This window comes from Demequina mangrovi (assembly GCF_000759715.1).
In the GTDB taxonomy this organism is placed as follows: Bacteria; Actinomycetota; Actinomycetes; order Actinomycetales; family Demequinaceae; genus Demequina; species Demequina mangrovi.
The window spans coordinates 96,800-119,849 of record NZ_BBLU01000003.1 but is presented as its reverse complement, the minus strand read 5'-3'; the positions used below and the strand labels follow the sequence as shown (position 1 = coordinate 119,849).

Sequence of the window (23,050 nt, the reverse complement as noted above, 5' to 3'; positions counted from 1 at the left end):
GGGGTGTCGGATCCGACGCGCGCGGACTCGGACGGCGATGGGCTCGGCGACGGGTCCGAGGTTCTCGGGTGGGCCGATGCTGCAGGTGCGATGTTCGTGACCGATCCGCTGCGCGCGGATACCGATGGTGATGGTCTCGCCGATGGGTTGGAGGCCGGTGCGGTGGTGTCGGGCTCGGGTGTGGAGGCGGTGTTCGAGGGGGTGTCGGATCCGACGCGCGCCGACTCGGACGGTGACGGGCTCCGCGACGGAACCGAGCTGCTCGGATGGGTGACCGTTGCCGGCGTCACGTATGTGACGGATCCGAAGGTGGCCGATACCGACGGCGACGGGCTCTCCGACGGTGCGGAGGCCGGCGAGGCGCGGAACGACCCGGTCGGCGGCGTCGACTACGCGCTGTTCTCCGATCCGCTGGTGCGAGACACCGACGGCGACGGGCTGGACGATGCTGACGAGGCCGACCTCTCGCTGGATCCGTTCGAGAAGGACACCGACGGCGACGGGCTCGATGACGAGCTCGAGGCGGTCACGCTCGGGACCGCGCCCGACCTCGCCGACACGGACGGCGACGGGCACGACGACGGCTACGAGGTCGAGAACCGGGAGAGCCAGGGTCTCGACCCGCTGTGGTTCGATGAACGGGTCGACGCGGCGACGTACGCCTGGGAGTTCGCGCAAGGCGCGGTGGTGGGGGACGTCAAGCAAGGGGACACGGTGGCCTGGCTGCTGGGAAACCTCGCCTCCGGCGCGTCCGGGGCCATCCCTGTGGTGGGCGCGGTGACGGGGAGCGTCGCGGATGTCCGCGACGCAGTCGGCGCCGCCATCCAGGCGGATTGGGTGGGCGTGAGCTTCTCCCTGGTCGGCCTGGCTCCTGGAGCAGGGGACGCCGCAGCCATCCCCGCCAAGGTGGCGAGGTTCGCGGCGCGGCATCCTGAACTCGTCGCAAGGGTCGGTGCGGCGGTGGTGTCGCTGAGATGGCTTCCGGTGGGTATCCAGAGGCGCGTCATACGAGCGATGGCGCCGGAGGAGTGGGACCGGCTCGAAGCCGCCGGGTTCTCCGACGAGGCGATCCTCAAGCTGCAGCGGGGCAAGGTCGGGATCGATGAGCTGGCGGCGACGATGAAGCGAGCGGGCCACGTCGTCGGCAAGACGACCCGTGCCTTCGAATCCGTTGTGGCGGCTCAGGAGTTCCTCGAAGATCACCTTCAGAGCACGGCCGCCGCGGTCGATACGCAGGTCACGCTGTCCACCGCTGCGTGCGTCAACGGCTGCAATGACGTGGCGCGCCGTTTCGACGTCGTCGCCGACGGAGTGGCGCATGAGTCCAAGGTCGGGCGCGTGAGCCTGACCCCGGCGGTCAAGCGTCAGATCGAGTCGGACGCGCACCTCATCGCCACGGGTGACGTCGTACAGGCGCACTGGCACTTCTTCGCCAGCGAGACCTCCCACACAATCGGCGCGAGCGATGAGGTGCTGGACCTCCTGGATGCCCACGGCATCGTGTACACGATCCACCCCGTCAGCTAGCGTCGAGCGTGGAGGCATCCGCTCGACGCGACGATGCCCGCGCCCCGGTGGGGACGCGGGCATCGGCTTCAGAGACTCAGCGGAAGTTGACGAACTGCAGCGCCGCCTCGACGTCGGCGCCCTTGAGCAGCGCGATGGTCGCCTGCAGGTCGTCGCGCGACTTGGAGGTCACGCGGAGCTCGTCGCCCTGGATGAGCGCCTTGACCGACTTGGGGCCCTCGTCGCGGACCAGCTTGGTGAGCTTCTTCGCGACGTCCTGCGCGATGCCCTCCTTCACCTTCGCGGCGAGGCGGTACTCCTTGCCGGACTGGACCGGCTCGCCCCACTCGAGCGCCTTCATCTCGATCTGACGCTTCGCGAGCTTCGCGATGAACACGTCGAGCACGGCCTTGACGCGCTCGGGGCTGTTCGCCTTCATGAGGATGTCCTCGCCCGAGAACGCGATCGACGCGTCCACGCCCTTGAAGTCGTAGCGCTGCGCGATCTCCTTCGCGGCCTGGTTGAGGGCGTTGTCGACCTCCTGGCGGTCCACCTTGGACACCACGTCGAAGCTGCTGTCGCCTGCCATCTCGTCCTCCATCTCGGCGCGCGTGAGGCGCCGTGGTCGGTTGCGGGTGAGGGCGGCCGGACGCGATTCGCGTTCCGCCCTCGATCCTTGCTATCCTTCCATGCGCGCCGCTCGCGGCGCACGGCAGGTTGCCCGAGCGGCCAAAGGGAGCTGACTGTAAATCAGCCGCGCAAGCTTCGGGGGTTCGAATCCCTCACCTGCCACCGTAGGAAGCGCCCCTCCCGGGATCGGGAGGGGCGCTTTCGCGTTCACGGCGAGACGCGTCGCCGGCCGGTCAGATCCCGGCGGCGGCGTCCTCCTTGGTGTGCGCGTTCGCGTCGTCGCGCATGTCCTCGAGCTCCACCCCGCGCGTCTCCGGCACCCGCGCGAGCACGAAGAAGAACGACAGCAGCGCCATCGTCGCGTAGAACCCGTACGCGAACACGAGCGAGATGTCGGCCATCCCGGGGAACGAGACCGTGATGAGGAAGTTCGCGATCCATTGGGCCGCCGCCGCGACGGCGAGCGCGGTGGCGCGCATGTGGTTGGGGAACATCTCGCCCAGCAGCACCCACACCACGGGACCCCACGAGGCCGCGAAGAACACCACGAACGTGTTGGCGGCGATGAGCGCGGCGGTCGCCCACGCGCCCTCGAGCGCGGTCTCGCCGGCGGCGTCCGTGGTCGCGTTCGCGAAGGCGATCGCCATCACCGCGAGCGACACGAACATGCCGGCGGAGCCGATGAGCAGCAGCAGCCGGCGGCCGATGCGGTCGACCAGCGAGATCGCGATGATGGTCGCGACGATGTTGGTGAGCGAGGTGATCGTGGACGTGGTGAAGGCGTCCGACTCGTCGAAGCCGACCGACTTCCACAGCGTGGTCGAGTAGTAGAAGATCACGTTGATGCCCACGAACTGCTGGAACATCGACAGCAGGATGCCTGTCCACACGATCGGATGGAGGCCCAGCGCGCTTCCCCGCAGGTCGCGCATCGAGCGCTTCTCGTCCGTGCCGAGCGAGAAGCGGATCTGCGCGATCTTGTGGTGCGGGTCCGTCTCGCCGGTGTAGTCCTCGAGGATCTGCGCGGCCTTCTCGTCCTCATGCTTGGTGACGAGGTAGCGCGGCGACTCGGGCAGCCGCAGCGCGGCGAGGCCGTAGATGAGCGCGGGCACGGCCGCGGCGAGGAACATCCAGCGCCACGCGTCGAGGCCCAGCCACAGCTCCTCGGACGCGCCGCCGGCGGTCGAGGCGAACACCTCGTCGCTCAGCAGCGCCGCGAAGATTCCGAGCACGATCGCCATCTGCTGGAGGGAGCCCAGCCGCCCCCGGAACGTCGCGGGCGCGACCTCGGCGATGTAGGCGGGCGCGATCACCGAGGCCGCACCGATCGCGAGGCCGCCCAGGATGCGCCAGCCGATGAGGTCCCAGACCCCGAAGGCGAAGCCCGACCCGAAGGCGGACAGGAAGAAGAGGATCGCGGAGATCACCATGACCCGGATGCGGCCGTAGCGGTTCGCGAGCCCGCCCGCGAACCAGGCGCCCACCGCGCACCCGAGCAGCGCGGAGGCGACCGCGAAGCCGGTCACCGCCTCGGAGAGCGCGAACTCGCCCTCGATCGCGTCGACCGCGCCGTTGATCACGGAGGAGTCGAAGCCGAAGAGGAATCCGCCGAGCGCCGCGCCGATGCTGATGGCGACCACCCGGCCGTGAAGGCGCTGCGGTGCCGCCGGAGAGGAAGACTGCGTTGTCACTGCGCGCTCCTGTCATGAGTGCGGGACCTACCCCGATGAATCGACGCTAGTCCGAATCGCCCCCGTGCGCTCGCCGAGCAGGAGGCGTCAATGACCGCCCGTGAGCGGGCCCATGAGGCGCGCGACGAGGCTCTCGCGACCGGTGAGCCGCTCCTCCGCATCGGCCGCTCCCATCGCCCTGAGACCGGCGTTGACGCCCAGCCACCGGGCCGGCTCCGGCTCCCAGCGACGGGACCGATGCCCGACCCACGGCAGGCGCGTGAGGGCGGTGTCGGCGCCGAGGACCAGGTCGCGCAGCGTGCGGCCGGCGAGGTTGGTGGTGGTGACGCCGTCGCCGACGTAGCCGCCCGCCCAGCCGAGGCCCGTGCGCTCGTCGAGGCCCACCGACGCGTGCCAGTCGCGCGCGATCCCGAGCGCACCGCCCCACGCGTGCGTGATCTCGACGTCGCGCAGCACGGGGAGCATCTCGACCAGGGTGGCGCGCAGGTGCCCGTGGACCGCGGCGGCGTGCCGGCGATCAAGCCGCACGGTCGAGCCGAGCCGGTACGGCGCGCCGCGTCCGCCGAAGACGATGCGGTCGTCCGCGGTGCGCTGCCCGTAGATGACCAGATGCCTGCCGTCCGTGAACGTCTCGCGCCGTGCGAGCCCGATCTCGTCCCACATCGCGGCGGGCAGGGGCTCGGTCGCGATGATGAGCGAGTGCACGGGCACCACGTCGCGCTCGTGGCCGGGCAGCCCCGGCGTATAGCCCTCGGTGGCGCGGATGACGTGCGCCGCGGTGAGGGTGCCGCGCTCGGTCTCGACGCGGTGGGGGACGATGCGCGTGGCGGCCGTGAGCTCGTGGGCGCGCACGCCGCGCTCGCGGACGGCGCGCACGAGGCCGCGGACCAGCCGGCCGGGATGGATGGCCGCGCAGTCGGGCGTGTACGTGCCGCCGAGCACGCCGGTCGCGTCGAGGTGCGCACGCGCCTGCGCAGCGTCGAGCAGCGCGAGGTCGTCCTCGCCGCGTCCCCACGCCCGCGCATCGTCCACCTCCGCCTTAGCCCTCGCGAGCTGCGTCGCGGTGCGGGCGAGGACCACGGTGCCGCCCTTGGCGAGGCCCGCGTCGATGCCCGTGGCCGCGCTCGCGCGGATCACCTCGTCGACGGAGGCGCGCATCGCGGCATGCTGCGCGAGGGCGTCCTCGCGGGACGCCCCGGCGGCCAGGGTCGCGAGCGAGCTGGGGAACAGCGCGGAGGCCCAGCCGCCGTTGCGGCCCGACGCGCCGAAGCCGGCGATCTCCCGCTCGACCACGGCGATGCGGAGGTCCGGTCGCGCCTCGGCGAGGTAGTAGGCCGTCCACAGCCCGGTGAAGCCGGCGCCGAGGATCGCGACGTCGACCTCGCGGTCGCCGGTGAGCGGATCCTGCGCGACGAGGTCGTCTCCCGAGGTCGCGAGCCACAACGAGACGTCCGCGTACGCACGTGCGCGACCGGCGGGATCGGCGGGGGCGGGGCGCCGCGCGCCCGAGCGTCGATTCATGGATCAAGTGTGGTGCGCGTCACCTGCGAAACATCGCTGCAATATGCGCGCTCGGACAAGTCGTTTCGTGCGCGTAAATTCTCAGGCCAAAACGCCCGATTGCTGATCCCAATTTGATTAAGGGGCTCGGGATCCCGCGGGGGGCATGCCACTATCTGGTCACTCGCTGTTCACTCGCTGTCATTCGATCGGGTTCGCCCGGAGTCAAGGAGGTCGACGTGTCCGAGGTCACGCCGCCGGAGGAAGTGCAGAAGAAGGGCGTCTCGCGACGCGGTCTGATGATCGGAGGTGCGGCGGGTCTCGCAGGCATCGGAGCGGTCTACATGATGGGCCGCGGCAACGGCGGCGGCACCGACGCGGGCTGCGTCACCACCGACCTCTCGGACGCCGAGGCCGTGCTCAACATGTCGAACTGGCCCGAGTACATCGACGAGGACGACGGCGACTACGTCTCGACCATGACCCAGTTCCAGAAGGACACGGGCATCGACGTCACCTACACGCCCGACGTCAACGACAACGTCGAGTTCTTCGCGAAGGTCCGCAACCAGCTCGGCGCGTGCCAGCCCACCGGCCGCGACATGTTCGTGCTGACCGACTGGATGGCGGCCCGCATGATCGAGGCCGGCTGGATCCAGAAGCTCGACAAGGCCAACGTGCCCAACCTCGACAAGAACCTCATCTCGTCGCTGCAGGGCGTCGGCTGGGACCCCAACCGCGACTACTCGGCGCCGTGGCAGTCCGGCTTCTCCGGCATCGCCTACAACAAGTCGCTCGTGGGCGAGGTCCAGACGATGGACGAGCTCCTCACGCGCTCCGACCTCAAGGGCAAGGTCACCCTGCTCACCGAGATGCGCGACACCATGGGCCTGCTGCTCCTCTCGGAGGGCGCGGACCCGTCGAACTTCACCGACGACCAGTGGGGCAACGCGCTCGAGAAGATCTCGAAGGCGCGCGCCGACGGTCAGATCCGTGCGTTCACGGGCAACGAGTACATCAACGACCTCGCCAACGGCAACATCGCGGCCTGCGTCGCGTGGTCCGGCGACGTCGCCGCCGCCGAGGACGAGAACCTGGTCTTCCTGCCCCCGCAGGAGGGCATGATGATCTGGTCGGACAACATGATCGTCCCGGTCCAGGGCACCCACAAGGCGAACGCCGAGAAGTGGATCGACTACTACTTCGACCCCGCCGTCGCCGCGAAGCTCGCCGCCTACGTCTGGTACGTGTGCCCGGTCGAGGGTGCGCAGGCGGAGATGGAGAAGATCGACCCGTCGCTCGTCGACAACCCGCTCATCTTCCCGACCGCGGACTACCTCGCCCAGACCCATGGCTTCATGGCGCTCGACGAGGCCAAGGCATCGCAGTACGAGAAGGAATACGCGGATGTCATTGGCTGATCAGGCCCGCGGGGACCTCAAGCTCACCGGTCTCCACAAGCGGTACCCGAACGGCTTCGTCGCGGTCGAGTCGCTCGACCTGGTGATCCCGCAGGGATCGTTCTTCGCCCTGCTCGGCCCGTCGGGCTGCGGCAAGACCACGACGCTGCGCATGGTCGCCGGTCTGGAGGAGGCCACCAAGGGCACCATCCACATCGGCGACGAGGACATCACCTACGCCAAGCCGTACAAGCGGCCGGTCAACACGGTGTTCCAGAACTACGCGCTGTTCCCGCACCTCACCATCGCGGAGAACGTCGCGTTCGGTCCCAAGCGCCGCGGCGCGAAGGATCCGGCGTCCCAGGTCAAGGAGATCCTCGCGCTCACCGAGCTGACCGAGCAGGCGGGCAAGAAGCCGGCGCAGCTGTCCGGCGGCCAGCAGCAGCGCGTGGCCCTGGCCCGCGCGATCATCAACCGGCCCGACGTGCTGCTGCTCGACGAGCCGCTCGGCGCGCTGGACCTCAAGCTGCGTCGCGCGATGCAGGTCGAGCTCAAGCGCATCCAGGAGGAGGTGGGCCTCACCTTCGTGCACGTCACGCACGACCAGGAGGAGGCCATGACGATGGCCGACACGGTCGCCGTCATGAACAAGGGCCGCATCGAGCAGATGGGCGCCCCGTACGACCTCTACACCAACCCGCAGACCACGTTCGTGGCGAACTTCCTGGGCCGCTCCAACCTCATCAAGGGCACGGTCGTCGGCCGTGAGGGCACCGGGGACGATGCGGTGGTGAAGGTCGACATGCACGGCACCATCGCGACGATCAAGGCGAGCAAGGTCCACACCGATTCCGACCACGGCTGGGTCGGCATCCGACCCGAGAAGGTCCTCATCCAGCCCGCGGGGGAGGCCCTCGACGCTCCGGGCGCCGCGCTGTCCGGCGCCGTGGTGGTCGACGCGAGCTACATCGGCGTCTCGACCGATTACACGCTCCGCATGCCGTGGGGTCAGGAGATCACCTGCTTCGAGCAGAACACGGGCCGCCGCGGCGGGCTGATCCCCGTCGGCACCAAGGTCGACGTGTCCTGGCGCCCCGAGTTCGCGTTCCTTCTCGACTCCGCTCAGGACGTTGAGGCAGGGCTCGAGGAGGACTGAATGGCCTCGCTCCAGCGGGTGTTCGGCAAGAACGCCGCCTACCTCCTCATCGGGCCGGCCGCGATCTGGCTCGCGGTCTTCTTCCTGTTCCCGATGCTGTCCCTGCTCACCACGTCGCTGTCGGACCCGGCGACGGGCTCGCCCATCAACGGCTACACGCTCACGTGGCGCATCGGCAACTACGTCGAGGCGCTCGGGGACTACTGGCCGTACATGGCGCGCTCGCTCATGTACGCGGGCATCGCGACCCTGATGTGCCTGGTGCTCGGCTACGTGCTGGCCTACGCGATCGCCTTCAAGGCGGGCCGGTGGAAGACCGTGATGCTGGTGCTCGTCATCGCGCCGTTCTTCACGTCCTTCCTGGTGCGCACGCTCTCGTGGAAGCTCATCCTCGCGGACAACGGGTTCATCGTGAACACGCTCCAGACGCTGCACATCCTCGGTGAGGACGGGCGCCTGCTCGCGACGCCGTTCGCGGTGATCATGGGCCTCACGTACAACTTCCTGCCGTTCACCATCCTCCCGCTGTACACGAGCCTCGAGAAGATCGACCCGAAGCTCAACGAGGCGGCGGCCGACCTGTACGCGAGCCCGTTCCAGCGCTTCACCAAGGTGATCTGGCCGCTGTCGCTGCCGGGCGTGGTCGGAGGCACGCTGCTGACCTTCATCCCGGCGACCGGCGACTACATCAACGCGTCGCTGCTCGGCAGCCCCAACACCCAGATGGTCGGCAACAAGATCCAGCAGCTGTTCACCACGTCGGGCGACTACCCGCACGCGGCGGCGCTGTCGGTGATCCTCATGGTGATCATCGTCGCGATGGTGATGTTCTACGTCCGCCGCGCGGGAACGGAGGAGCTCCTGTGATGACCCGCCTCGGCAGCTGGATCGGCAAGCACCTCATGCTGACCCTCGGCATCCTGGTGCTGCTGTACATGTACATCCCGAACTTCATCGTCGCCCTGATGTCGTTCAACGACTCGTCCGAGTCGCGCAACCTCTACCAGTTCCAGTCCTTCACCTGGGACAACTGGCTCAACCCCTGCGAGCCGCAGGGCATGTGCGAGTCGCTGCGCGTGAGCATCAGCATCGGCCTGCTGTCGACGCTGGTCGCCACGATCATCGGCACGCTCGCCGCGTTCGCGCTGGTGCGCCACCGCTTCGAGGGGCGCTCGACCATGAACCTCGTGCTGTTCCTCCCGATGGCGACGCCCGAGATCGTCATGGGCTCGTCGCTGCTCGCGCTGTTCGTCGCGGCGGGCTTCGGCGGTCAGCTGGGCTTCTGGACGGTGCTGATCGCGCACATCATGTTCTGCATCTCGTTCGTGGTGGTGACGGTCCGCTCGCGTCTCGCGGGTCTCGACTCGAACCTCGAGAAGGCCGCCTCGGACCTCTATGCCAACGAGTGGCAGACGTTCTGGCGCATCACGTTCCCGCTGGTGTTCCCGGGCATCCTCGCGGCGGCGCTGCTGTCGTTCTCGCTGTCGTTCGACGACTTCATCATCACGAACCTCAACTCGGGCACCACGGTGACCTTCCCGATGTTCGTGTGGGGTGCCGCGCAGCGCGGTGTGCCGATGCAGGTCAACGTCATCGGCACGCTGATGTTCCTGCTCGCGCTCGGCATCGTCATCGGCGGCGAGCTGCTCTCGCGGCGTCGCGCCCACGGCAAGGCCTCGGCGCTCTAGGCCAGGTACGCGAGAAGGGCCCCGATCCGAACCAGGATCGGGGCCCTTCTCGATTCCCAATGACAAAGGTGAACCGTGGGGCGCACCTGACGGGTGGGACCCCAGGTGTCACACGGTCCTATCGCGTCACAAGCGTCATTGGGAGTCGTGCATCAGCGCTACAGCAGGGCGTGCGCGCGTGAGATGACGTCGCGGAGGATGCGCTCCATCTCGTCGAACTCCGGCTGGCCGATGGTCAGCGGCGGCGAGAGCTGGATGACCGGGTCGCCGCGGTCGTCGGCGCGGCAGTACAGGCCGGCGTCGTAGAGCTCCTTCGACAGGAAGCCGTGGAGCACGCGCTCGCACTCGTCGGCGGTGAGCGACTCCTTGGTCTCCCTGTCCTTGACCAGCTCGATCCCGTAGAAGTAACCGTCGCCGCGGACGTCGCCCACCATGGGCAGGTCGAGCAGCTTCTCGAGCGTCGCGCGGAACGCGGGGGCGTTCTCCCGGACGTGCTCGAGCACGCCCTCGGTCTCGAAGATCTCGAGGTTCTTGAGCGCGACCGCGGCGGCGACCGGGTGGCCGCCGAACGTGTAGCCGTGCGCGAACATCTCACCCTGCTCGAGGAACGGCGCCATCAGCCGGTCGGAGGCGATCATCGCGCCCATCGGCGCGTAGCCCGACGTGAGGCCCTTGGCGGACGTGAGGATGTCGGGCACGTAGCCGTAGCGCGTCGCACCGAACATCTCGCCCAGGCGGCCGTACGCGCAGATCGTCTCGTCCGAGACCAGGAGCACGTCGTAGCGGTCGCAGATCTCGCGCACCCGCTGCCAGTAACCGGGGGGCGGCGGGAAGCAGCCGCCCGCGTTCTGCACGGGCTCGAGGAACACCGCGGCGACGGTGTCGGCGCCCTCGTTGAGGATCGCGACCTCGATCTGGTCGGCGGCCCAGCGGCCGAAGGCCTCCGGGTCGGAGCCGTCGTGCAGGCCGTGCGTGATCTCCGAGGCGCGGTAGAGGTTGGTGTTGGGGACGCGGAAGGTCGACGGCACCAGCGGCTCGAACTGCTGCTTGAGGCCCGGCAGGCCGGTGATCGACAGCGCGCCGTGCGGCGTGCCGTGGTACGCGACGTTGCGGCTGATCACCTTGTGCTTGAGCGGCTTGCCGACCAGCTTGAAGTAGTTCTTCGCCAGCTTCCACGCGGACTCGACCGAGTCGCCGCCGCCGCTGGTGAAGAACACGCGGTTGAGGTCGCCGGGAGCGAGCTCCGCGAGCTTCGCCGCGAGCTCGATCGCCGGCGGGGTGGCGTACGACCACAGCGGGTGGAACGCGAGCTCCTTCGCCTGCGCGGCGGCCGCCTCGGCGAGGTCCTCGCGGCCGTGGCCCAGCTGGTTGACGAACAGCCCGCCCAGGCCGTCGAGGTAGCGCTTCCCCGCGGTGTCGTAGATGTACGCGCCCTCACCGCGGACGATGACGGGCACGTCCTCGGTGTCGTAGCGCGAGTGGTCGGTGAAGTGCATCCACAGGTGGTCCTTGGCGGCACGCTGCAAGTTCTCGGGGTCCATCCGGACATGCTTCCGTGACCGATGCGCCGGTCGCAACTTCCTTCCGGCGGGGATCGCCCGCGTTCCGCACGGTTCGTCCTGACCTGTCAGGGGGACAGCAGCGCCTCCGTGAGCGGGGCCGCCAGGTCGCCGCGCGAGGCCACCGTGACGGAGTCGAGACCGAGCCAGCCGGCCATGGTCCGCAGCTCCGCGGCGAGCGCGCGCGCCACGTCCGCATCGGACCGCCGCCGGCCCCCGCCGGGTGCGCGCCCCGGCTCGCGCCACGCGGCCTCGACGGACAGGATCCCGTCCTTGCGCATCGCCTTGAGGTCCACGCGCGCCTCGAAGCGGTCGCCGTGAAGGAACAGCAGGCAGTAGTAGCCGAAGACCCGCTTGGCCGCGGGCGTGTAGATCTCGATCCGGTAGTCGACGCCGAACATCCGCATCAGCCGCGGCCGGTACCAGGCCACCGGGTCGAAGGGGCTGAGCAGGGCCGATGCCGTGGCGCGGCCCGGATCCTCGGCGCCCGTGGCGAGGAGCGCGCGGTCCCGCCAGCCGTCGACCGCGACCCACGAGGCCAGGCCGCGCTCCACGGCCGACTCCGCCCACGCCGCGGCGCCGGCGGCGGCGCCCTTGCGGTGCGCATCGTCCCGCGCGGAGCGGGGGAGGCGGAAGTGGTCGGCGAGGTCCGCGGGCGTGCCGACGCCCGTCGCGGCGAGCGCGTGGTCGAACAGCGCCTGATGCGCCTCGTCGGGCGGCAGGCCCCAGTCCGCGCGGCTCGCGCCCGGGACGCCCCACGCCCGCTCGGGTGCGTCGTACGTGCGCGAGAAGTGCGGCCCGCGCGAGGCGGCGACCTCCCCGGTGAGGAACAGGTACTCGAGCGCGTCCTTGACGTGCGACGTGTCCCACCACGTGCCGCGCGCGCCCTCGCGGGGCGCCAGGTGCTCGAGCGCGGCGGCGGTCGCAGGGCCGCGTTCCTGGACCGCCTCCCGCACCTCGTCGATGAGGCCGGGGCGCTCGCGGTCGAGCCGCTCGCGCACGCGCCCCTGCCACGACGCCCCCTCCGTCATCCGGTGGTGCATCGCCGGCAGCAGGTCGCGAGGGAGCACCGAGCACTCGTGCCCCCAGTGCTCGACGGTGTGCTCGCCCGACCACAGCCAGCGGTCGAGGCGATCGCGGTCGTACGGGCCGTAGCGCGAGTACACCGGCAGGTGGTGGGCGCGCGCGAGCACGTTCACCGAGTCGAGCTGCAGCACGCCCTGACGTTCCAGGTAATCGCGGAAGCGGGCCGGTCCGGGGCGGCCCGGCGGGCGGCGGCGGGCGAGGGACTGCGCCGCGAGATGGATGCGGCGCGCCTCCGCGGGGGTCAAGGACTCGGTCACGACCGCCACTCTAGGGACCCCGACTGACACTCTTCCGGGGGTTTCGGTGCCGATTTTGTTTCACGGCCCCGCCCGTGTAATCTATTCCGGCCAGCCCCGATAGCTCAGTCGGCAGAGCGTTTCCATGGTAAGGAAAAGGTCCAGGGTTCGATTCCCTGTCGGGGCTCCAAGTCCGTCTCGCGAAAGCGAGGCGGATCGCCGCCGCAAGGCGGCTCGCGGCGGGGTAGCTCAGCTGGTTAGAGCGCACGACTCATAATCGTGAGGTCGCGGGTTCGAGCCCCGCCCTCGCTACGGATTCAGGCAGACAGCCTGATCATGCGCCTTCGCGAGGCGCGTCCCTACAAGGCTGGGAGAGAACCATGGCCAAGAACGACGTTCGTCCGAAGATCACGCTCGCGTGCACCGAGTGCAAGGACCGCAACTACATCACGCGCAAGAACCGCCGCAACAACCCTGACCGTGTGGAGCTCTCCAAGTTCTGCCGGAAGTGCGGCAAGCACACCGCGCACCGCGAGACGCGCTAAGCAGCAGCTTTCATCGAAGGCCCGTCGCCCCTTCAGGGGCGGCGGGCCTTCGGCGTTCCCGGGGGACGATGCGGCGGATCGGCGCCGCGCGGCCGTGCCCTGATCGTGACCTGCGCGGGCGTCGAGCTCCCCGTCACGCCTGGTTCCGCCGTGCGAGACTGAGGCGATGGGGGAGCAGGGGGAGGCCGCACGCACGCGGGCGCACGCCGCGCCCGTCGTCACGGTCGTCGGCGTGCTCACGCTGATCTCCCGGTCGATCGCGTGGGTGGTGCTCGTCGTCATCCTCATCCCCGTGCTGGTCCGCCTCACCGGTTGGGAGCTCGGCCCCCTCGCGATCGTGGTCTCCGCGATGCCCTGGGTGACGCTCCTCGCGCTGGTGCCGGTGGCGTGCGCAGCCGCGGCCCGCGCGTGGGCGCTGCTCGCGGCGGCCGTGGCGACGCTCGCCCTGTGCGTGGTCTGGATCGCGCCGCTGTACGTCGCGACCACCGCCACCGGGGAGCCCGAGCTGCGCGTCGCGACCCTGAGCCTCGCGAGCGGGGGTGCCGACTCCGAAGGTGCCGTCGCGATGGTGCGTACGCACGTCGTGGACGTGCTAGTTCTCACGGAGCTCACCGAGCTCGGTCTCGCCGCTCTCCAACGCGCAGGGCTGGGCGACGATCTGCCGTACAGCTGGAGCAGCATCCCCGCCGACAACCCCGAGCGCAAGGCGGGGACCGGGCTGTGGTCGCGCGTGCCACTCGTCGACCCGGTGCTGCTTCCCGGATTCAGCGCGGCGACCATCCGTGCGCAGCTCACGACGTCGGTGGGTGCGCTGACCGTCATCGCGGTGCATCCGGAATCCCCGAACGCGCTCGAGCACGCGCAGTGGCGTGCAGACCTCGAGCGCCTCCATGACGTGCTCGAGGAGCAGGAGGGGCCCGTGCTGGTCGCGGGTGACTTCAATGCGACACGTGATCATCGTCTGCTCCGCGACATCGCGGACCTCGGTTACGTCGATGCAGCCGACCAGGCGGGCGCTGGCTTCATCCCGACGTTCCCGCGTGGCGGGGTCGCTCCCGGTGTGCCCGCGGTGCGGCGGATCCTCAGCTCGCCGCTGGTCGCGATCGATCATGTCATGGTGCGTGACGCCGGGCTCGTCGCGACGAACGTCGAGGGTGTCGAGATCAGCCGGGCCGACCACCGCGGGCTCGTGGTGGAGTACAGCGGCGGGTGAGCGCCGCGCATCCTCGATAGGGTGGCTCCGTGCCTGTGAACACCGAAGCCGTCGGCCGCGCGTACGGCCCCCACGAGCCCTACGAGGTGACGCGGGTGAAGATCCGCGAGTTCGCCGACGCCGTCGACGCCCTGTCCTTCGCGCATCGCAGCGAGGAGGCCGCGCGCGCCGAGGGGTACACGGACGTGGTCGCCCCGACCACCTTCGCCGTGCTCATCGCGCAGCAGGCCGAGTTCCACGTGGTGGTCGACCCCGAGGTGGGCGTCGACTTCTCCCGCGTGGTCCACGCCGACGAGCGCTTCACGCATCACCGGCCCATCGTCGCCGGCGACCTCATCTCGGCGACCGTGCACATCGACGACGTCAAGGCGCGCGGGGGCATCTCCATGGTCACCACGCGCACCGAGCTGACCGACGAGGACGGCGCCCCGGTGTCGACCGTGATCAGCACCCTCGCGGTGCGCGAGGAGGCCTGATGAGCGCCGACAACGGACCCGCCTTCGAGGGTCTCGAGGTGGGCCAGGTGGTCGCCGAGCGCCAGGTGGTGCTCACGCGCGACTCTCTGGTCCGCTACGCGGGCGCCTCGGGCGACTTCAACCCGATCCACTACAACGACGCGTTCGCGGAGTCGGTCGGGCTGCCCGGCGTCATCGCGCACGGCATGCTCACGCTGGGCATCGCCGCGTCCGTGGTGGAGGAGTGGGCCGGCCCGGGCAACGTCGTGGATCTTCAGACCAGGTTCGCTCGCCCCATCCCGGTGCCGGCGATGGGTGAGGCCGTGGTCGCCTTCACGGCGAAGGTCGGGGCCCTGGACACGGAGGCGCGGTTCGCGCGCATCGACATCCTCGTCGAGTTCGACGGACAGAAGATCCTGGCGAAGGCCCAGGCAGTCGTCGCCTGCGCGTAGCTGCGCCCGCGCCGAGGCCTCCCGGCCGAACGTCCGGCGGTCCTGAAACGCTCCCGCGTGCCTATAAGGTGTCTGCGCGAGATCCCGTCGTGCGCCCCGAGCGTAAGGCGTTAGCGTCGCTAGCCCGAGGGGTTCGCACCCACCACCCCCGGGAGAGCTCGACGCTGCGCGCGTCCTCCCGCCATCCGAGAGAGGACGTATGAGCGTCAGCACCGAGGAGCGGTCCGGCGTCGCCGGCCCGATCGACTCCTACTTCGAGATCACCAAGCGCGGCTCGACCATCGGCCGCGAGATCCGCGGTGGTCTCACCACCTTCTTCACCATGGCGTACATCGTCGTGCTGAACCCCCTCATCATCGGCACCGTCGCCGACGGCACCGGCAAGTACCTCGGCGGCGGCGACGTGCCGGACACCGCGCTGGTCGCGGCCGCGACCGCGCTGGTCGCGGGCCTCCTGTCGATCCTCATGGGCGTGTGGGCGCGCTTCCCGCTCGCGATGGCGGCGGGCCTCGGCATCAACGCGTTCCTCGCGTACGGCATCGCTTCCCGCGAGGGCATGACCTGGCCCGAGGCCATGGGCTTCGTCGTGATCGAGGGCGTCATCATCACCGTGCTCGTGATGAGCGGCTTCCGGAAGGCCGTCTTCGCGGCGGTCCCCGCGTTCCTCAAGCAGGCCATCGCTGTCGGCATCGGCCTGTTCCTCGCCTTCATCGGTCTGTTCGACGCGGGCATCGTCCGCACGGGCGCCGGCACCCCGACGCAGTTCGGCGACGGCGGCTACATCTCCACGTGGCCCATGGTCGTCTTCGTGGTCGGCCTGTTCACCGCCATCGTGCTCATGGTGAAGAAGGTGCGCGGCGCGCTGCTCATCTCGATCGTCGTCGCCACGGTGCTCGCGGTCATCCTCGAGTCGGTGCTCTCGTTGGGCTCGTCGGTCGAGAACCCGGCCGGCTGGGCCCTCGTGGTCCCGGCCATCCCCGACACGTTCGTCTCCGCGCCCGACTTCTCGCTCATCGGCCAGGTCGACCTGTTCGGCGGCTTCACCACGCTGCCCGTCCTCACGGCGCTGCTGCTCGTGTTCTCGCTGCTCATCACCGACTTCTTCGACACCATGGGCACCATGACGGCCGTCGGTGCCGAGGCGGAGCTCAACGACGAGAACGGCAACCCGCCGCGCGCCCAGGAGGTCCTCCTGGTCGACTCGGTCGGCGCCGTGGCCGGTGGCCTCGGCTCGGTGTCGTCGAACACCTCGTACATCGAGTCCGCCGCGGGCGTCGGCGACGGCGCGCGCACCGGTCTCGCCTCCGTGGTGACCGGCATCGCGTTCCTGCTGTCGACGTTCCTCACGCCGCTGTACGCGCTCGTGCCGTTCGAGGCCGCGACCCCCGTCCTCGTGGTGGTCGGCTTCCTCATGGTGGCGCAGGTCGCCGGCATCGACTGGAAGGACTACCGGATCGCGATCCCCGCGTTCCTCACGTTCATCATCATGCCGTTCGGCTACTCGATCTCCGCGGGCATCGGCGTGGGCTTCATCTCCTACGTGCTGCTCCAGGTGGTCACCGGCGGCTCCAGGAAGGTCCACCCGCTCATGTGGGGCACCGCCGCGGCGTTCGTCCTGTACTTCGCGATGGGCCCGATCATGAACGCGATCGGCTGACCCTCGTCACGACAGCGCTCGGCCCCTCGGTCCCTCGGGATCGGGGGGCCGAGCCGCGTCCGGCGGCTGTCAGCGCGGGGCGCGGGCGGTCGAGGTGCCGATGCGGAGCGTGAGCGGCATCACCACGGGCGCGGGCGACTCGCCGGCCAGCAGCGCCTTGACCTCCTCCGCGAGGGCGTGGCCCTTCGCCTCGGCGTCCTGCACCTGGGTGGTGAGCTCGAGGGGGGACAGCCACGGCAGGTCGAGGCCGTCGAAGCCCGTGACCGAGAGCTGCTGCGGCACCGCGATGTCGAGCTCGCGCGCGGCGATGATCGCGCCGCCGGCGAGCAGGTCGGACTGGCACACCAGCGCCGTCGGGCGCGGGTCCTGCGCGAGAGCGAGGTGCGCCGCCGCGATCCCCTCGGCGACGATCGACGCGCGCGCCTCGATCACCACGCACGGCTCGACCCCGGCATCGGCGAAGGCCTCGAGCCGGCGGTGCACGGGCGTCCAGGCGGTCTGCGCGAGCGCCTCGTCGAGCGGGAGCGCGCGCGTCTCGCCGTCGAGGCCCGCGGGCAGGGTGATGGTGCCGATGCGCTCGTGGCCCAGCTCGACCAGGTGGCGGATGAGCGCCGCGGTGGCCTCGCGGTCGTCGATCTCGAGCACGCCCGCGCCCTCGGGCGCCTCGCCCTCCATCACGACGAGCGGCAGGCCGCGGCGGCGGATGATGTCGATCGCGGGCTCGTCGTCGTGATCGCGGACGCGCAGCAGCACGGCGGCGTCCATGGCGGCGGTCTCGAGCAGGCTGCGCTCGCCCGGCTCGCCCGTGGGCGTCGGGATGAGCAGCACGCCCAGGCCCATCTGGCCGAGGTCGCCCACCAGCCCGTCCATGATCCGCAGCATGAGCGGATCGCGGAAGGACAGCTGCAGCCGCTCGTGGATCACCACGCCGACCACGCCGGTGCGGCCCGAGCGGAGCGCGCGCGCATGCGGCGCGGGTCCGGCGTAGCCGAGCTCCTCGGCGGCCTTCTCGACCTTCGCCCTGGTCTCGGGCGACAGCGGCCCCGCGCCGGAGTACGTCAGGGATACAGTGGACAGCGACACGCCCGCCCTGGCGGCGACGTCGGCCATCGTCGGTCGGCGTGTGCGCGTCACGCGGTTCTCCCTCGGTTCGATCAAGCCTCAGGCTAGCGCCGCGCGCTCGCAGCACGCGTGCACCCCGCCGTACCCGCATCGACCGAAGGACGCCATGACCCACGCCGCCGCCCGCGTCACCTCCGCGCACCGCGGGGTGCTCGCCATCCAGTGGATCCTGGGCTTCTACATGGCGACGGTGTCCTCGCGGCTCCCCACCATCACCGAGCTGCTCGGGGTGACCACGGGCGAGCTCGCGCGGCTGATGCTGTTCGGCGCGCTCGGGGCGCTGTGCGCGATGCTCGTGACGGGCTGGTCGGTCGCGAGGTTCGGGACGTACGCGCTGCTCGGGTGGTCGGCGTTCCTCCACCTCGTCGCGATCTCGGCCGTCGGCGTCTCGACGGCGTGGGGCTCGCAGGTGCTCTTCGCCGCCGCGAACTTCTTCGTCGCGTTCGCGTTCGCGACCGCGAACGTGTGCGTCAACGCCGAGGCCGCGGAGGTCGAGCGGGCGATCGGGCGCGCAGTCATGCCGCAGTTCCACGCGGGCTTCTCGGTGGGCCTCGCCAGCGGTCTCGCGGTGGGCGCGTGGCTCTCGCACGTCGGCGTCGCGCCCGTGTGGCACTTCTCGGCGGTCGCGCTGATGCTCACCGTCCTCCGGCTGTCGGTCCGACGCGTCGCGGTGCTCGACGGCAGCCCCCGACCGGACGATGCGCGACCCGGCCTGGGAGGCCCGTTCGCGGCGGCGCGCGAGGAGTACCGCGACCGGCGCGTCGTGCTCATCGGCCTCATCGTCTTCACCGCCGCGGCGGTCGAGGGCGCGGCCGGCCAGTGGACCTCGCTCGCGGTGGTCCAGGCCTTCGGCCAGACCGAGGCGGTGGGCGACCTGTTCTACTGGCTGTTCGTCGTGTCGATGGTGACGGTGCGCTGGTGGGGCGCGCCGATCATCGCGAGGCTCGGCCGCGTGGTGACGTTGCGGGTCTCCGCAGTGCTGGTCGCCACCGGGCTGACCCTCTTCGCCTTCACGCCCACGCTGGCGCTCGTGCCCCTCGCGATGGTCCTCTGGGGGCTCGGCGCGGCGCTCACCGTCCCCATCGGCTTCTCCGCGGCCTCCGACGATCCTCGCCACGCGGCCGCGCGCGTCGCGGCCGTGTCCTCGTTCATGACCATCGCGGGCCTCACGATGCCGCAGATCATCGGCCATCTGGGCGACGTGGTCCAGTTGCGCGTCGCCCTCATGGTCGTGGTGATCGGCACCGTGATCTCGTTCACGCTCGCACGCGCCGTCCGTGCGGAGGGCCCGCTGTTCCGCTCGCATCGTGCGCTCGCGCGCCGCGAGGACGCGGTCGCGCTCGGGCCGGAGCAGGGCGTGGCCGGCGCCGCCGTCGCCGAGATCGCCGATGTCACCGAGGGTGGCGACGCCGCCGCGGACGCCGAGTGCGCCTGCCCCGACCGGGGCTGAGGTCCCGGCACCGCGGATACCCTGAGCCCATGAACCTCGCCGAACTCACGACGCTGCGCGTCGGCGGCCCGGCGCGCGAGCTGCGCGAGGCGGGCTCCGAGGCCGAGCTCATCGACGCGGTCCGCTCCGCCGATGCGGACGGCGCCCCGCTGCTCGTCATCGGCGGCGGCTCGAACCTGCTCGTGAGCGACGAGGGCTTCGACGGGGTCGTCGTGCGCGACGCTCGCACGGATGTGAGCCTCGTCAACGACGGCGCGTGCGGGGGCCTGTCGATCACGGCGACCGCGGGCACGCCGTGGGACGCGCTCGTGGCGCAGGCCGTGGGCTCGGAGTGGAGCGGCTTCGAGGCGCTCTCGGGCATCCCCGGCTCCGCGGGCGCGACGCCCGTGCAGAACGTCGGCGCGTACGGCGCGGAGGTCAAGGACATCGTCGCCTCCGTCCGCACGTGGGACCGCGAGGCGGGCGCGGTGGCCACCCTGCCGCTGGTGAAGGCCGCCTTCGGCTACCGCGACTCGATGCTCAAGCGCACCGTCACGCACGGCCCGTGGGGCCCGACCCCGCGCTACGTGGTCCTCGACGTCACGTTCCACACGCGGATGGCGAGCCTGTCCGCGCCCGTGCGGTACCAGCAGCTCGCGACCGCGCTCGACGTGGAGCTCGGCGCCCGCGTGCCCATCGTCGAGGTGCGCGCGGCCGTCCTCGCGCTGCGCGCGTCGAAGGGCATGGTCCTCGACGAGGCCGACCACGACACGTGGAGCGCCGGCTCCTTCTTCACCAACCCCATCGTGCCGGAGGCGGCGGTGCCCGAGGGGGCGCCGCGGTACCCGGCCGCCGGGGAGGGCATGGTGAAGACCTCCGCGGCCTGGCTCATCGAGCACGCCGGCTTCGGGAAGGGCTTCGCCGTCTCGGACGATGCTCGCGCGTCGCTGTCGACCAAGCACACGCTCGCGCTCACCAACCGGGGCGCGGCGACCGCGGCGGACGTGGTCGCCCTCGCCCGCGCGGTCCGCGACGGCGTGCACCGGGAGTTCGGCATCGTGCTGGTCCCCGAGCCGGTCGCGGTGGGCGTCGAGATCTGACCCCGCGGCACCGCCGGCGCGCGGCCCCCGAGGACAGGATCCCAGGGGGCCGCGCGCCGGCCGCCAGCCGTCAACCGTCAACCGTCAAAGGCGATGGCCTCGAGCACGTCCATCTTCGCCGCGCGGCGGGCGGGCCACCAGGCGGCGACGATGCCCGCGACGATCGCGAGGACCGTGTAGATCGCGAGCATGCCCCACGGGATCGCGACCGTGTCGAACCCGAACTCCTCGAGCGCCCGGATCAGCGCGACGCCGAGCGCGACGCCCAGCACGATCCCGAGGATCGCCCCGAACAGGCTCATCACCACCGACTCGATCCGGATCATCCGTCGCACCGACCGGCGCCGCGAGCCGACCGCGCGCAGCAGCCCGATCTCGCGGGTGCGCTCGGTCACGGACAGCAGCAGCGTGTTGGCCACGCCCAGCACGGCGATGACGAGCGCCCCGGACAGCAGCGCGGTGATGACCGCGAGCATGAGGTCGATGAGCTGGTTCGCGAGCTCGAGCATGTCGTCGGGCGACTGCACCGTGAGCAGCGGGTACTCGGTGGCGACCAGGTCCTCGAGATCGGCGCGCACCTGGTCGAGGTCCGCGCCGGACTCGGCGACGATGCTGTACTGCCACACGTCGATGGGGGACCCGAGCTGCTCGGCCTGGGCGAAGTCGACGAAGTAGTCGCCGTCGCCCGAGTTCGGGTAGGTGCCGGTGACCTCGAGAGAGATCTCGCCCTCCTCGCCCACGAGCGTGACGGTGTCGCCCACCTCCGCGCCCGCCTCGATGGCCGACGGCGACACGAACACCCCGCCGTCGATCTCCGAGAAGGACGGCTCGGTCTCGTACGCGATCGCCTCCTCGGCGGTCGCGGTGTCGAGCACGGTGACGGGGATCTTCACGCCGTCCACCCGCGCGTCGAGCGACGCGCTGCGCGTCACGGTCTCGACGCCCGCGACGGACGCGAGCTCGTCGACCACGGACTGGTCCGGCGAGCCGGGGACCGTGGTGCTCACCACCATGAGGTCGGCGGTGAACTGGCCGCCGATCGCATCGTTCGCCACCGCCTTGACCGTCTGGGTCACGGTGGCGGTGAGCGCGAGGAGCATCACGCCGATCATCAGCGCCGCCGCCGTGTTGGCGCTGCGGCGAGGCTCGCGGTGGATGTTGTTGGCCGCGAGCTTGCCGTCCACCCGCCAGATCCGCGTGAGCAGGTCCCGCATCCCGAAGGCGAGCGGCACCAGGAGCTGCGCCGCGAGCAGCGTCACGCCGAGCACCAGCAGCACCGCGCCGGCGCCGACGTACACGTACGGCCGGTCGAGGCCCGCGTAGAGCCCGACGGTGGTGAGCCCGGCGCCGGTGAGGGCGAGGGCTCCGCCGACGATGTTGCGCATCGTCAGCCCGCGGCGGTTCTGCACCGCGGCCTCGCGCATCGCCTCCATCGGGGAGATCCGGGAGGCGTGGATCGCCGGGAGCAGCGCCGAGGCGAGCGTCACGAGGATGCCGACCGCGAAGCCCCAGATGATCGCGTCGAGCGGGATGATCGGCGCGGCGAAGGACTCGCCGGGGCCGAGCGCCTTGAGCAGCCAGATGATGCCGCCGGCGAGCGCGTAGCCCATGAGGATGCCGGTGACCGAGGCGACGATGCCGATGAGCAGCGCCTCGCCGAGCACCATCGTCCGCACCTGCTGGCCCTTGACGCCCACCGCGCGCATCAGCCCGAACTCGCGGGTGCGCTGGGTGACGATGATCCGGAACGTGTTGGCGATGATGTACGCGCCCACGAAGAGCGCGACGAACGCGAAGGCCAGCGTGAAGATGTCCACGGCCTTGAGCGCCTCGCCGAGGGACTCGGCCTGCTCCTCGGCCTTGGCGGCGCCGGTGAGCGCGCGGGCGCCCTCGGGCAGCGCGGTGTCGATCGCGGCGGCCACGGCCTCCGCGTCGGCGCCGTCGTCCACGCGGACGTGGATCACGGTCCAGCCGTCGCCGCCCCCGAGCTCGCGCACGCGGTCGAGGGACGTCCACACGAGGGTCGCGCCCTGCGTGTTGTTGCTGTCGCCCCAGGTCGCGATGCCGACCACGGTGGACGGGTAGGTGCCCTCGGCGCCGCCGACCACCACCTGGTCGCCCACGGCGAGCCCGTGCTGCTCGGCGGTGTCGACGTCGACCACGAGCTCGTCGTCGGCCTCGGGCGCGCGCCCGTCGAGGAGGGTCGCGGAGTCGAAGTCCTCGACCCCGGTCCAGTTGAAGAACAGCGTGGGCGGGCCGAAGCCGCTGCCGCCGGAGAGCGTCTCGCCGTCGGTGCCGATGAGCGCGCCGAGGGCCTCGGTAGCGCCCATCGCGAGGTCCACCCCGGCGGCGTCCTGCGCGATGCGGACCGCATCGTCGTCGAGGTTCTTCGCGACGCTGTCGCCCGAGGTCGGGTCGCCCACCTCGCCGCCGTCGGTGATGGGCTCGACGATGACGTCGACGCCGTCGTAGATCTCGCCGAACAGCCGCGTGAAGCCGCGGTCGAGCGAGTCGGTGAAGATGTGCGTCGCGGCGATGAGCCCCACGCCGAGCGCGACCGCGAAGGCGGTCAGGATCAGCCTCTTGGGGTTGTGCCGGACGGACTTGGCAGCGAGCCGGAACATG

The 23,050-nt window shown here is 70.7% G+C and carries 19 protein-coding genes and 3 tRNA genes; 15 read left to right on the top strand and 7 right to left on the bottom strand.

Annotated features, from left to right (window positions below):
• The coding region (locus TR42_RS14095) for a hypothetical protein (RefSeq protein WP_236623338.1) at window positions 1–1,527 on the top strand (1,527 nt) is incomplete at its 5' end.
• A 76-nt stretch (window positions 1,528–1,603) separates the two neighbouring features.
• Here TR42_RS14095 and TR42_RS03885 read toward each other — a convergent pair.
• On the bottom strand, window positions 1,604–2,095 hold the full coding sequence (locus tag TR42_RS03885) for a YajQ family cyclic di-GMP-binding protein (protein WP_042213445.1): 492 nt from the start codon (window positions 2,093–2,095) through the stop codon (window positions 1,604–1,606).
• Between the two features lie 122 nt (window positions 2,096–2,217).
• Between TR42_RS03885 and TR42_RS03880 the strand changes: the two genes are divergently transcribed.
• Window positions 2,218–2,298, top strand: a tRNA-Tyr gene (locus TR42_RS03880).
• Window positions 2,299–2,369: 71 nt separating this feature from the next.
• On the opposite strand, the gene TR42_RS03875 is transcribed toward TR42_RS03880, so the two are convergent.
• Both TR42_RS03875 and TR42_RS03870 read right to left on the bottom strand, forming a co-directional pair.
• Window positions 2,370–3,827 (bottom strand): sugar porter family MFS transporter, encoded by a 1,458-nt coding sequence (locus tag TR42_RS03875; RefSeq protein WP_074789193.1) that lies wholly within the window; start codon window positions 3,825–3,827, stop codon window positions 2,370–2,372.
• A gap of 87 nt (window positions 3,828–3,914) precedes the next feature.
• Window positions 3,915–5,348, bottom strand: coding sequence for an NAD(P)/FAD-dependent oxidoreductase (locus tag TR42_RS03870; RefSeq protein ID WP_081953156.1), 1,434 nt, complete (start codon window positions 5,346–5,348; stop codon window positions 3,915–3,917).
• 218 nt (window positions 5,349–5,566) lie between these two features.
• On the opposite strand from TR42_RS03870, the gene TR42_RS03865 reads away from it, so the two are divergent.
• The 4 genes from TR42_RS03865 to TR42_RS03850 are packed head-to-tail and all read left to right on the top strand — an operon-like array spanning window position 5,567 to window position 9,571.
• Window positions 5,567–6,748 carry an ABC transporter substrate-binding protein gene (locus TR42_RS03865; protein ID WP_042213243.1) on the top strand — a complete coding sequence of 394 codons (1,182 nt, stop codon included), beginning with the start codon at window positions 5,567–5,569 and terminating at the stop codon, window positions 6,746–6,748.
• Window positions 6,735–7,883, top strand: a complete 1,149-nt coding sequence (locus TR42_RS03860; protein WP_042213242.1) for an ABC transporter ATP-binding protein — start codon at window positions 6,735–6,737, stop codon at window positions 7,881–7,883. The genes TR42_RS03865 and TR42_RS03860 overlap by 14 nt, the downstream gene beginning before the upstream one ends.
• On the top strand, window positions 7,884–8,750 hold the full coding sequence (locus tag TR42_RS03855; protein ID WP_042213240.1) for an ABC transporter permease: 867 nt from the start codon (window positions 7,884–7,886) through the stop codon (window positions 8,748–8,750).
• Window positions 8,750–9,571, top strand: coding sequence for an ABC transporter permease (locus tag TR42_RS03850; RefSeq protein ID WP_042213239.1), 822 nt, complete (start codon window positions 8,750–8,752; stop codon window positions 9,569–9,571). Before TR42_RS03855 ends, TR42_RS03850 begins: the two co-directional genes overlap by 1 nt.
• A gap of 158 nt (window positions 9,572–9,729) precedes the next feature.
• Here the strand turns inward: TR42_RS03850 and TR42_RS03845 are convergent, their stop codons facing one another.
• On the bottom strand, window positions 9,730–11,112 hold the full coding sequence (locus tag TR42_RS03845) for an aspartate aminotransferase family protein (protein WP_042213237.1): 1,383 nt from the start codon (window positions 11,110–11,112) through the stop codon (window positions 9,730–9,732).
• A gap of 86 nt (window positions 11,113–11,198) precedes the next feature.
• Entirely contained in the window at window positions 11,199–12,473 is a 1,275-nt protein-coding gene (locus TR42_RS03840) for a winged helix-turn-helix domain-containing protein (protein WP_042213235.1), read from the bottom strand.
• Between the two features lie 93 nt (window positions 12,474–12,566).
• On the opposite strand from TR42_RS03840, the gene TR42_RS03835 reads away from it, so the two are divergent.
• The 7 genes from TR42_RS03835 (at window position 12,567) to TR42_RS03805 (ending at window position 16,774) form a co-directional block, all read left to right on the top strand.
• A tRNA-Thr gene (locus TR42_RS03835) sits at window positions 12,567–12,642 on the top strand.
• Between the two features lie 48 nt (window positions 12,643–12,690).
• Window positions 12,691–12,764: transfer RNA gene (locus TR42_RS03830), tRNA-Met, on the top strand.
• Window positions 12,765–12,832: 68 nt separating this feature from the next.
• Window positions 12,833–12,997, top strand: a complete 165-nt coding sequence (gene rpmG / locus TR42_RS03825) for a 50S ribosomal protein L33 (RefSeq protein WP_042213233.1) — start codon at window positions 12,833–12,835, stop codon at window positions 12,995–12,997.
• A 166-nt stretch (window positions 12,998–13,163) separates the two neighbouring features.
• A complete protein-coding gene (locus TR42_RS03820) occupies window positions 13,164–14,210 on the top strand; it encodes an endonuclease/exonuclease/phosphatase family protein (protein ID WP_052405566.1) in 1,047 nt (348 codons plus the stop codon).
• Window positions 14,211–14,239: 29 nt separating this feature from the next.
• Complete coding sequence (locus tag TR42_RS03815) at window positions 14,240–14,686, top strand: FAS1-like dehydratase domain-containing protein (protein WP_042213231.1); 447 nt, start codon at window positions 14,240–14,242, stop codon at window positions 14,684–14,686.
• Window positions 14,686–15,117, top strand: a complete 432-nt coding sequence (locus TR42_RS03810; RefSeq protein ID WP_042213230.1) for a MaoC/PaaZ C-terminal domain-containing protein — start codon at window positions 14,686–14,688, stop codon at window positions 15,115–15,117. The genes TR42_RS03815 and TR42_RS03810 overlap by 1 nt, the downstream gene beginning before the upstream one ends.
• Before the next feature lie 199 nt (window positions 15,118–15,316).
• Complete coding sequence (locus TR42_RS03805; RefSeq protein WP_042213228.1) at window positions 15,317–16,774, top strand: NCS2 family permease; 1,458 nt, start codon at window positions 15,317–15,319, stop codon at window positions 16,772–16,774.
• Between the two features lie 69 nt (window positions 16,775–16,843).
• Here TR42_RS03805 and TR42_RS03800 read toward each other — a convergent pair whose 3' ends face one another.
• A complete protein-coding gene (locus tag TR42_RS03800; RefSeq protein WP_236623336.1) occupies window positions 16,844–17,908 on the bottom strand; it encodes a LacI family DNA-binding transcriptional regulator in 1,065 nt (354 codons plus the stop codon).
• Between the two features lie 94 nt (window positions 17,909–18,002).
• Between TR42_RS03800 and TR42_RS03795 the strand changes: the two genes are divergently transcribed.
• Complete coding sequence (locus TR42_RS03795; RefSeq protein WP_074789196.1) at window positions 18,003–19,346, top strand: MFS transporter; 1,344 nt, start codon at window positions 18,003–18,005, stop codon at window positions 19,344–19,346.
• A 29-nt stretch (window positions 19,347–19,375) separates the two neighbouring features.
• Complete coding sequence (locus tag TR42_RS03790) at window positions 19,376–20,425, top strand: UDP-N-acetylmuramate dehydrogenase (RefSeq protein ID WP_042213222.1); 1,050 nt, start codon at window positions 19,376–19,378, stop codon at window positions 20,423–20,425.
• Window positions 20,426–20,502: 77 nt separating this feature from the next.
• Here TR42_RS03790 and TR42_RS03785 read toward each other — a convergent pair whose 3' ends face one another.
• Entirely contained in the window at window positions 20,503–23,049 is a 2,547-nt protein-coding gene (locus TR42_RS03785) for an ABC transporter permease (RefSeq protein WP_042213221.1), read from the bottom strand.
• Window position 23,050: the final 1 nt, after the last annotated feature.

What these genes read in the sequence shown, in the direction of transcription:
- TR42_RS03885 (WP_042213445.1), bottom strand. Translation starts at nt 2,095, where the DNA reads ATGGCAGGCGACAGCAGCTTCGACGTGGTGTCCAAGGTGGACCGCCAG.
- TR42_RS03870 (WP_081953156.1), bottom strand. Translation starts at nt 5,348, where the DNA reads ATGAATCGACGCTCGGGCGCGCGGCGCCCCGCCCCCGCCGATCCCGCC.
- TR42_RS03860 (WP_042213242.1), top strand. Translation starts at nt 6,735, where the DNA reads ATGTCATTGGCTGATCAGGCCCGCGGGGACCTCAAGCTCACCGGTCTC.
- TR42_RS03855 (WP_042213240.1), top strand. Translation starts at nt 7,884, where the DNA reads ATGGCCTCGCTCCAGCGGGTGTTCGGCAAGAACGCCGCCTACCTCCTC.
- TR42_RS03850 (WP_042213239.1), top strand. Translation starts at nt 8,750, where the DNA reads ATGACCCGCCTCGGCAGCTGGATCGGCAAGCACCTCATGCTGACCCTC.
- TR42_RS03845 (WP_042213237.1), bottom strand. Translation starts at nt 11,112, where the DNA reads ATGGACCCCGAGAACTTGCAGCGTGCCGCCAAGGACCACCTGTGGATG.
- rpmG (WP_042213233.1), top strand. Translation starts at nt 12,833, where the DNA reads ATGGCCAAGAACGACGTTCGTCCGAAGATCACGCTCGCGTGCACCGAG.
- TR42_RS03820 (WP_052405566.1), top strand. Translation starts at nt 13,164, where the DNA reads ATGGGGGAGCAGGGGGAGGCCGCACGCACGCGGGCGCACGCCGCGCCC.
- TR42_RS03810 (WP_042213230.1), top strand. Translation starts at nt 14,686, where the DNA reads ATGAGCGCCGACAACGGACCCGCCTTCGAGGGTCTCGAGGTGGGCCAG.
- TR42_RS03805 (WP_042213228.1), top strand. Translation starts at nt 15,317, where the DNA reads ATGAGCGTCAGCACCGAGGAGCGGTCCGGCGTCGCCGGCCCGATCGAC.
- TR42_RS03795 (WP_074789196.1), top strand. Translation starts at nt 18,003, where the DNA reads ATGACCCACGCCGCCGCCCGCGTCACCTCCGCGCACCGCGGGGTGCTC.
- TR42_RS03790 (WP_042213222.1), top strand. Translation starts at nt 19,376, where the DNA reads ATGAACCTCGCCGAACTCACGACGCTGCGCGTCGGCGGCCCGGCGCGC.
- TR42_RS03785 (WP_042213221.1), bottom strand. Translation starts at nt 23,049, where the DNA reads ATGTTCCGGCTCGCTGCCAAGTCCGTCCGGCACAACCCCAAGAGGCTG.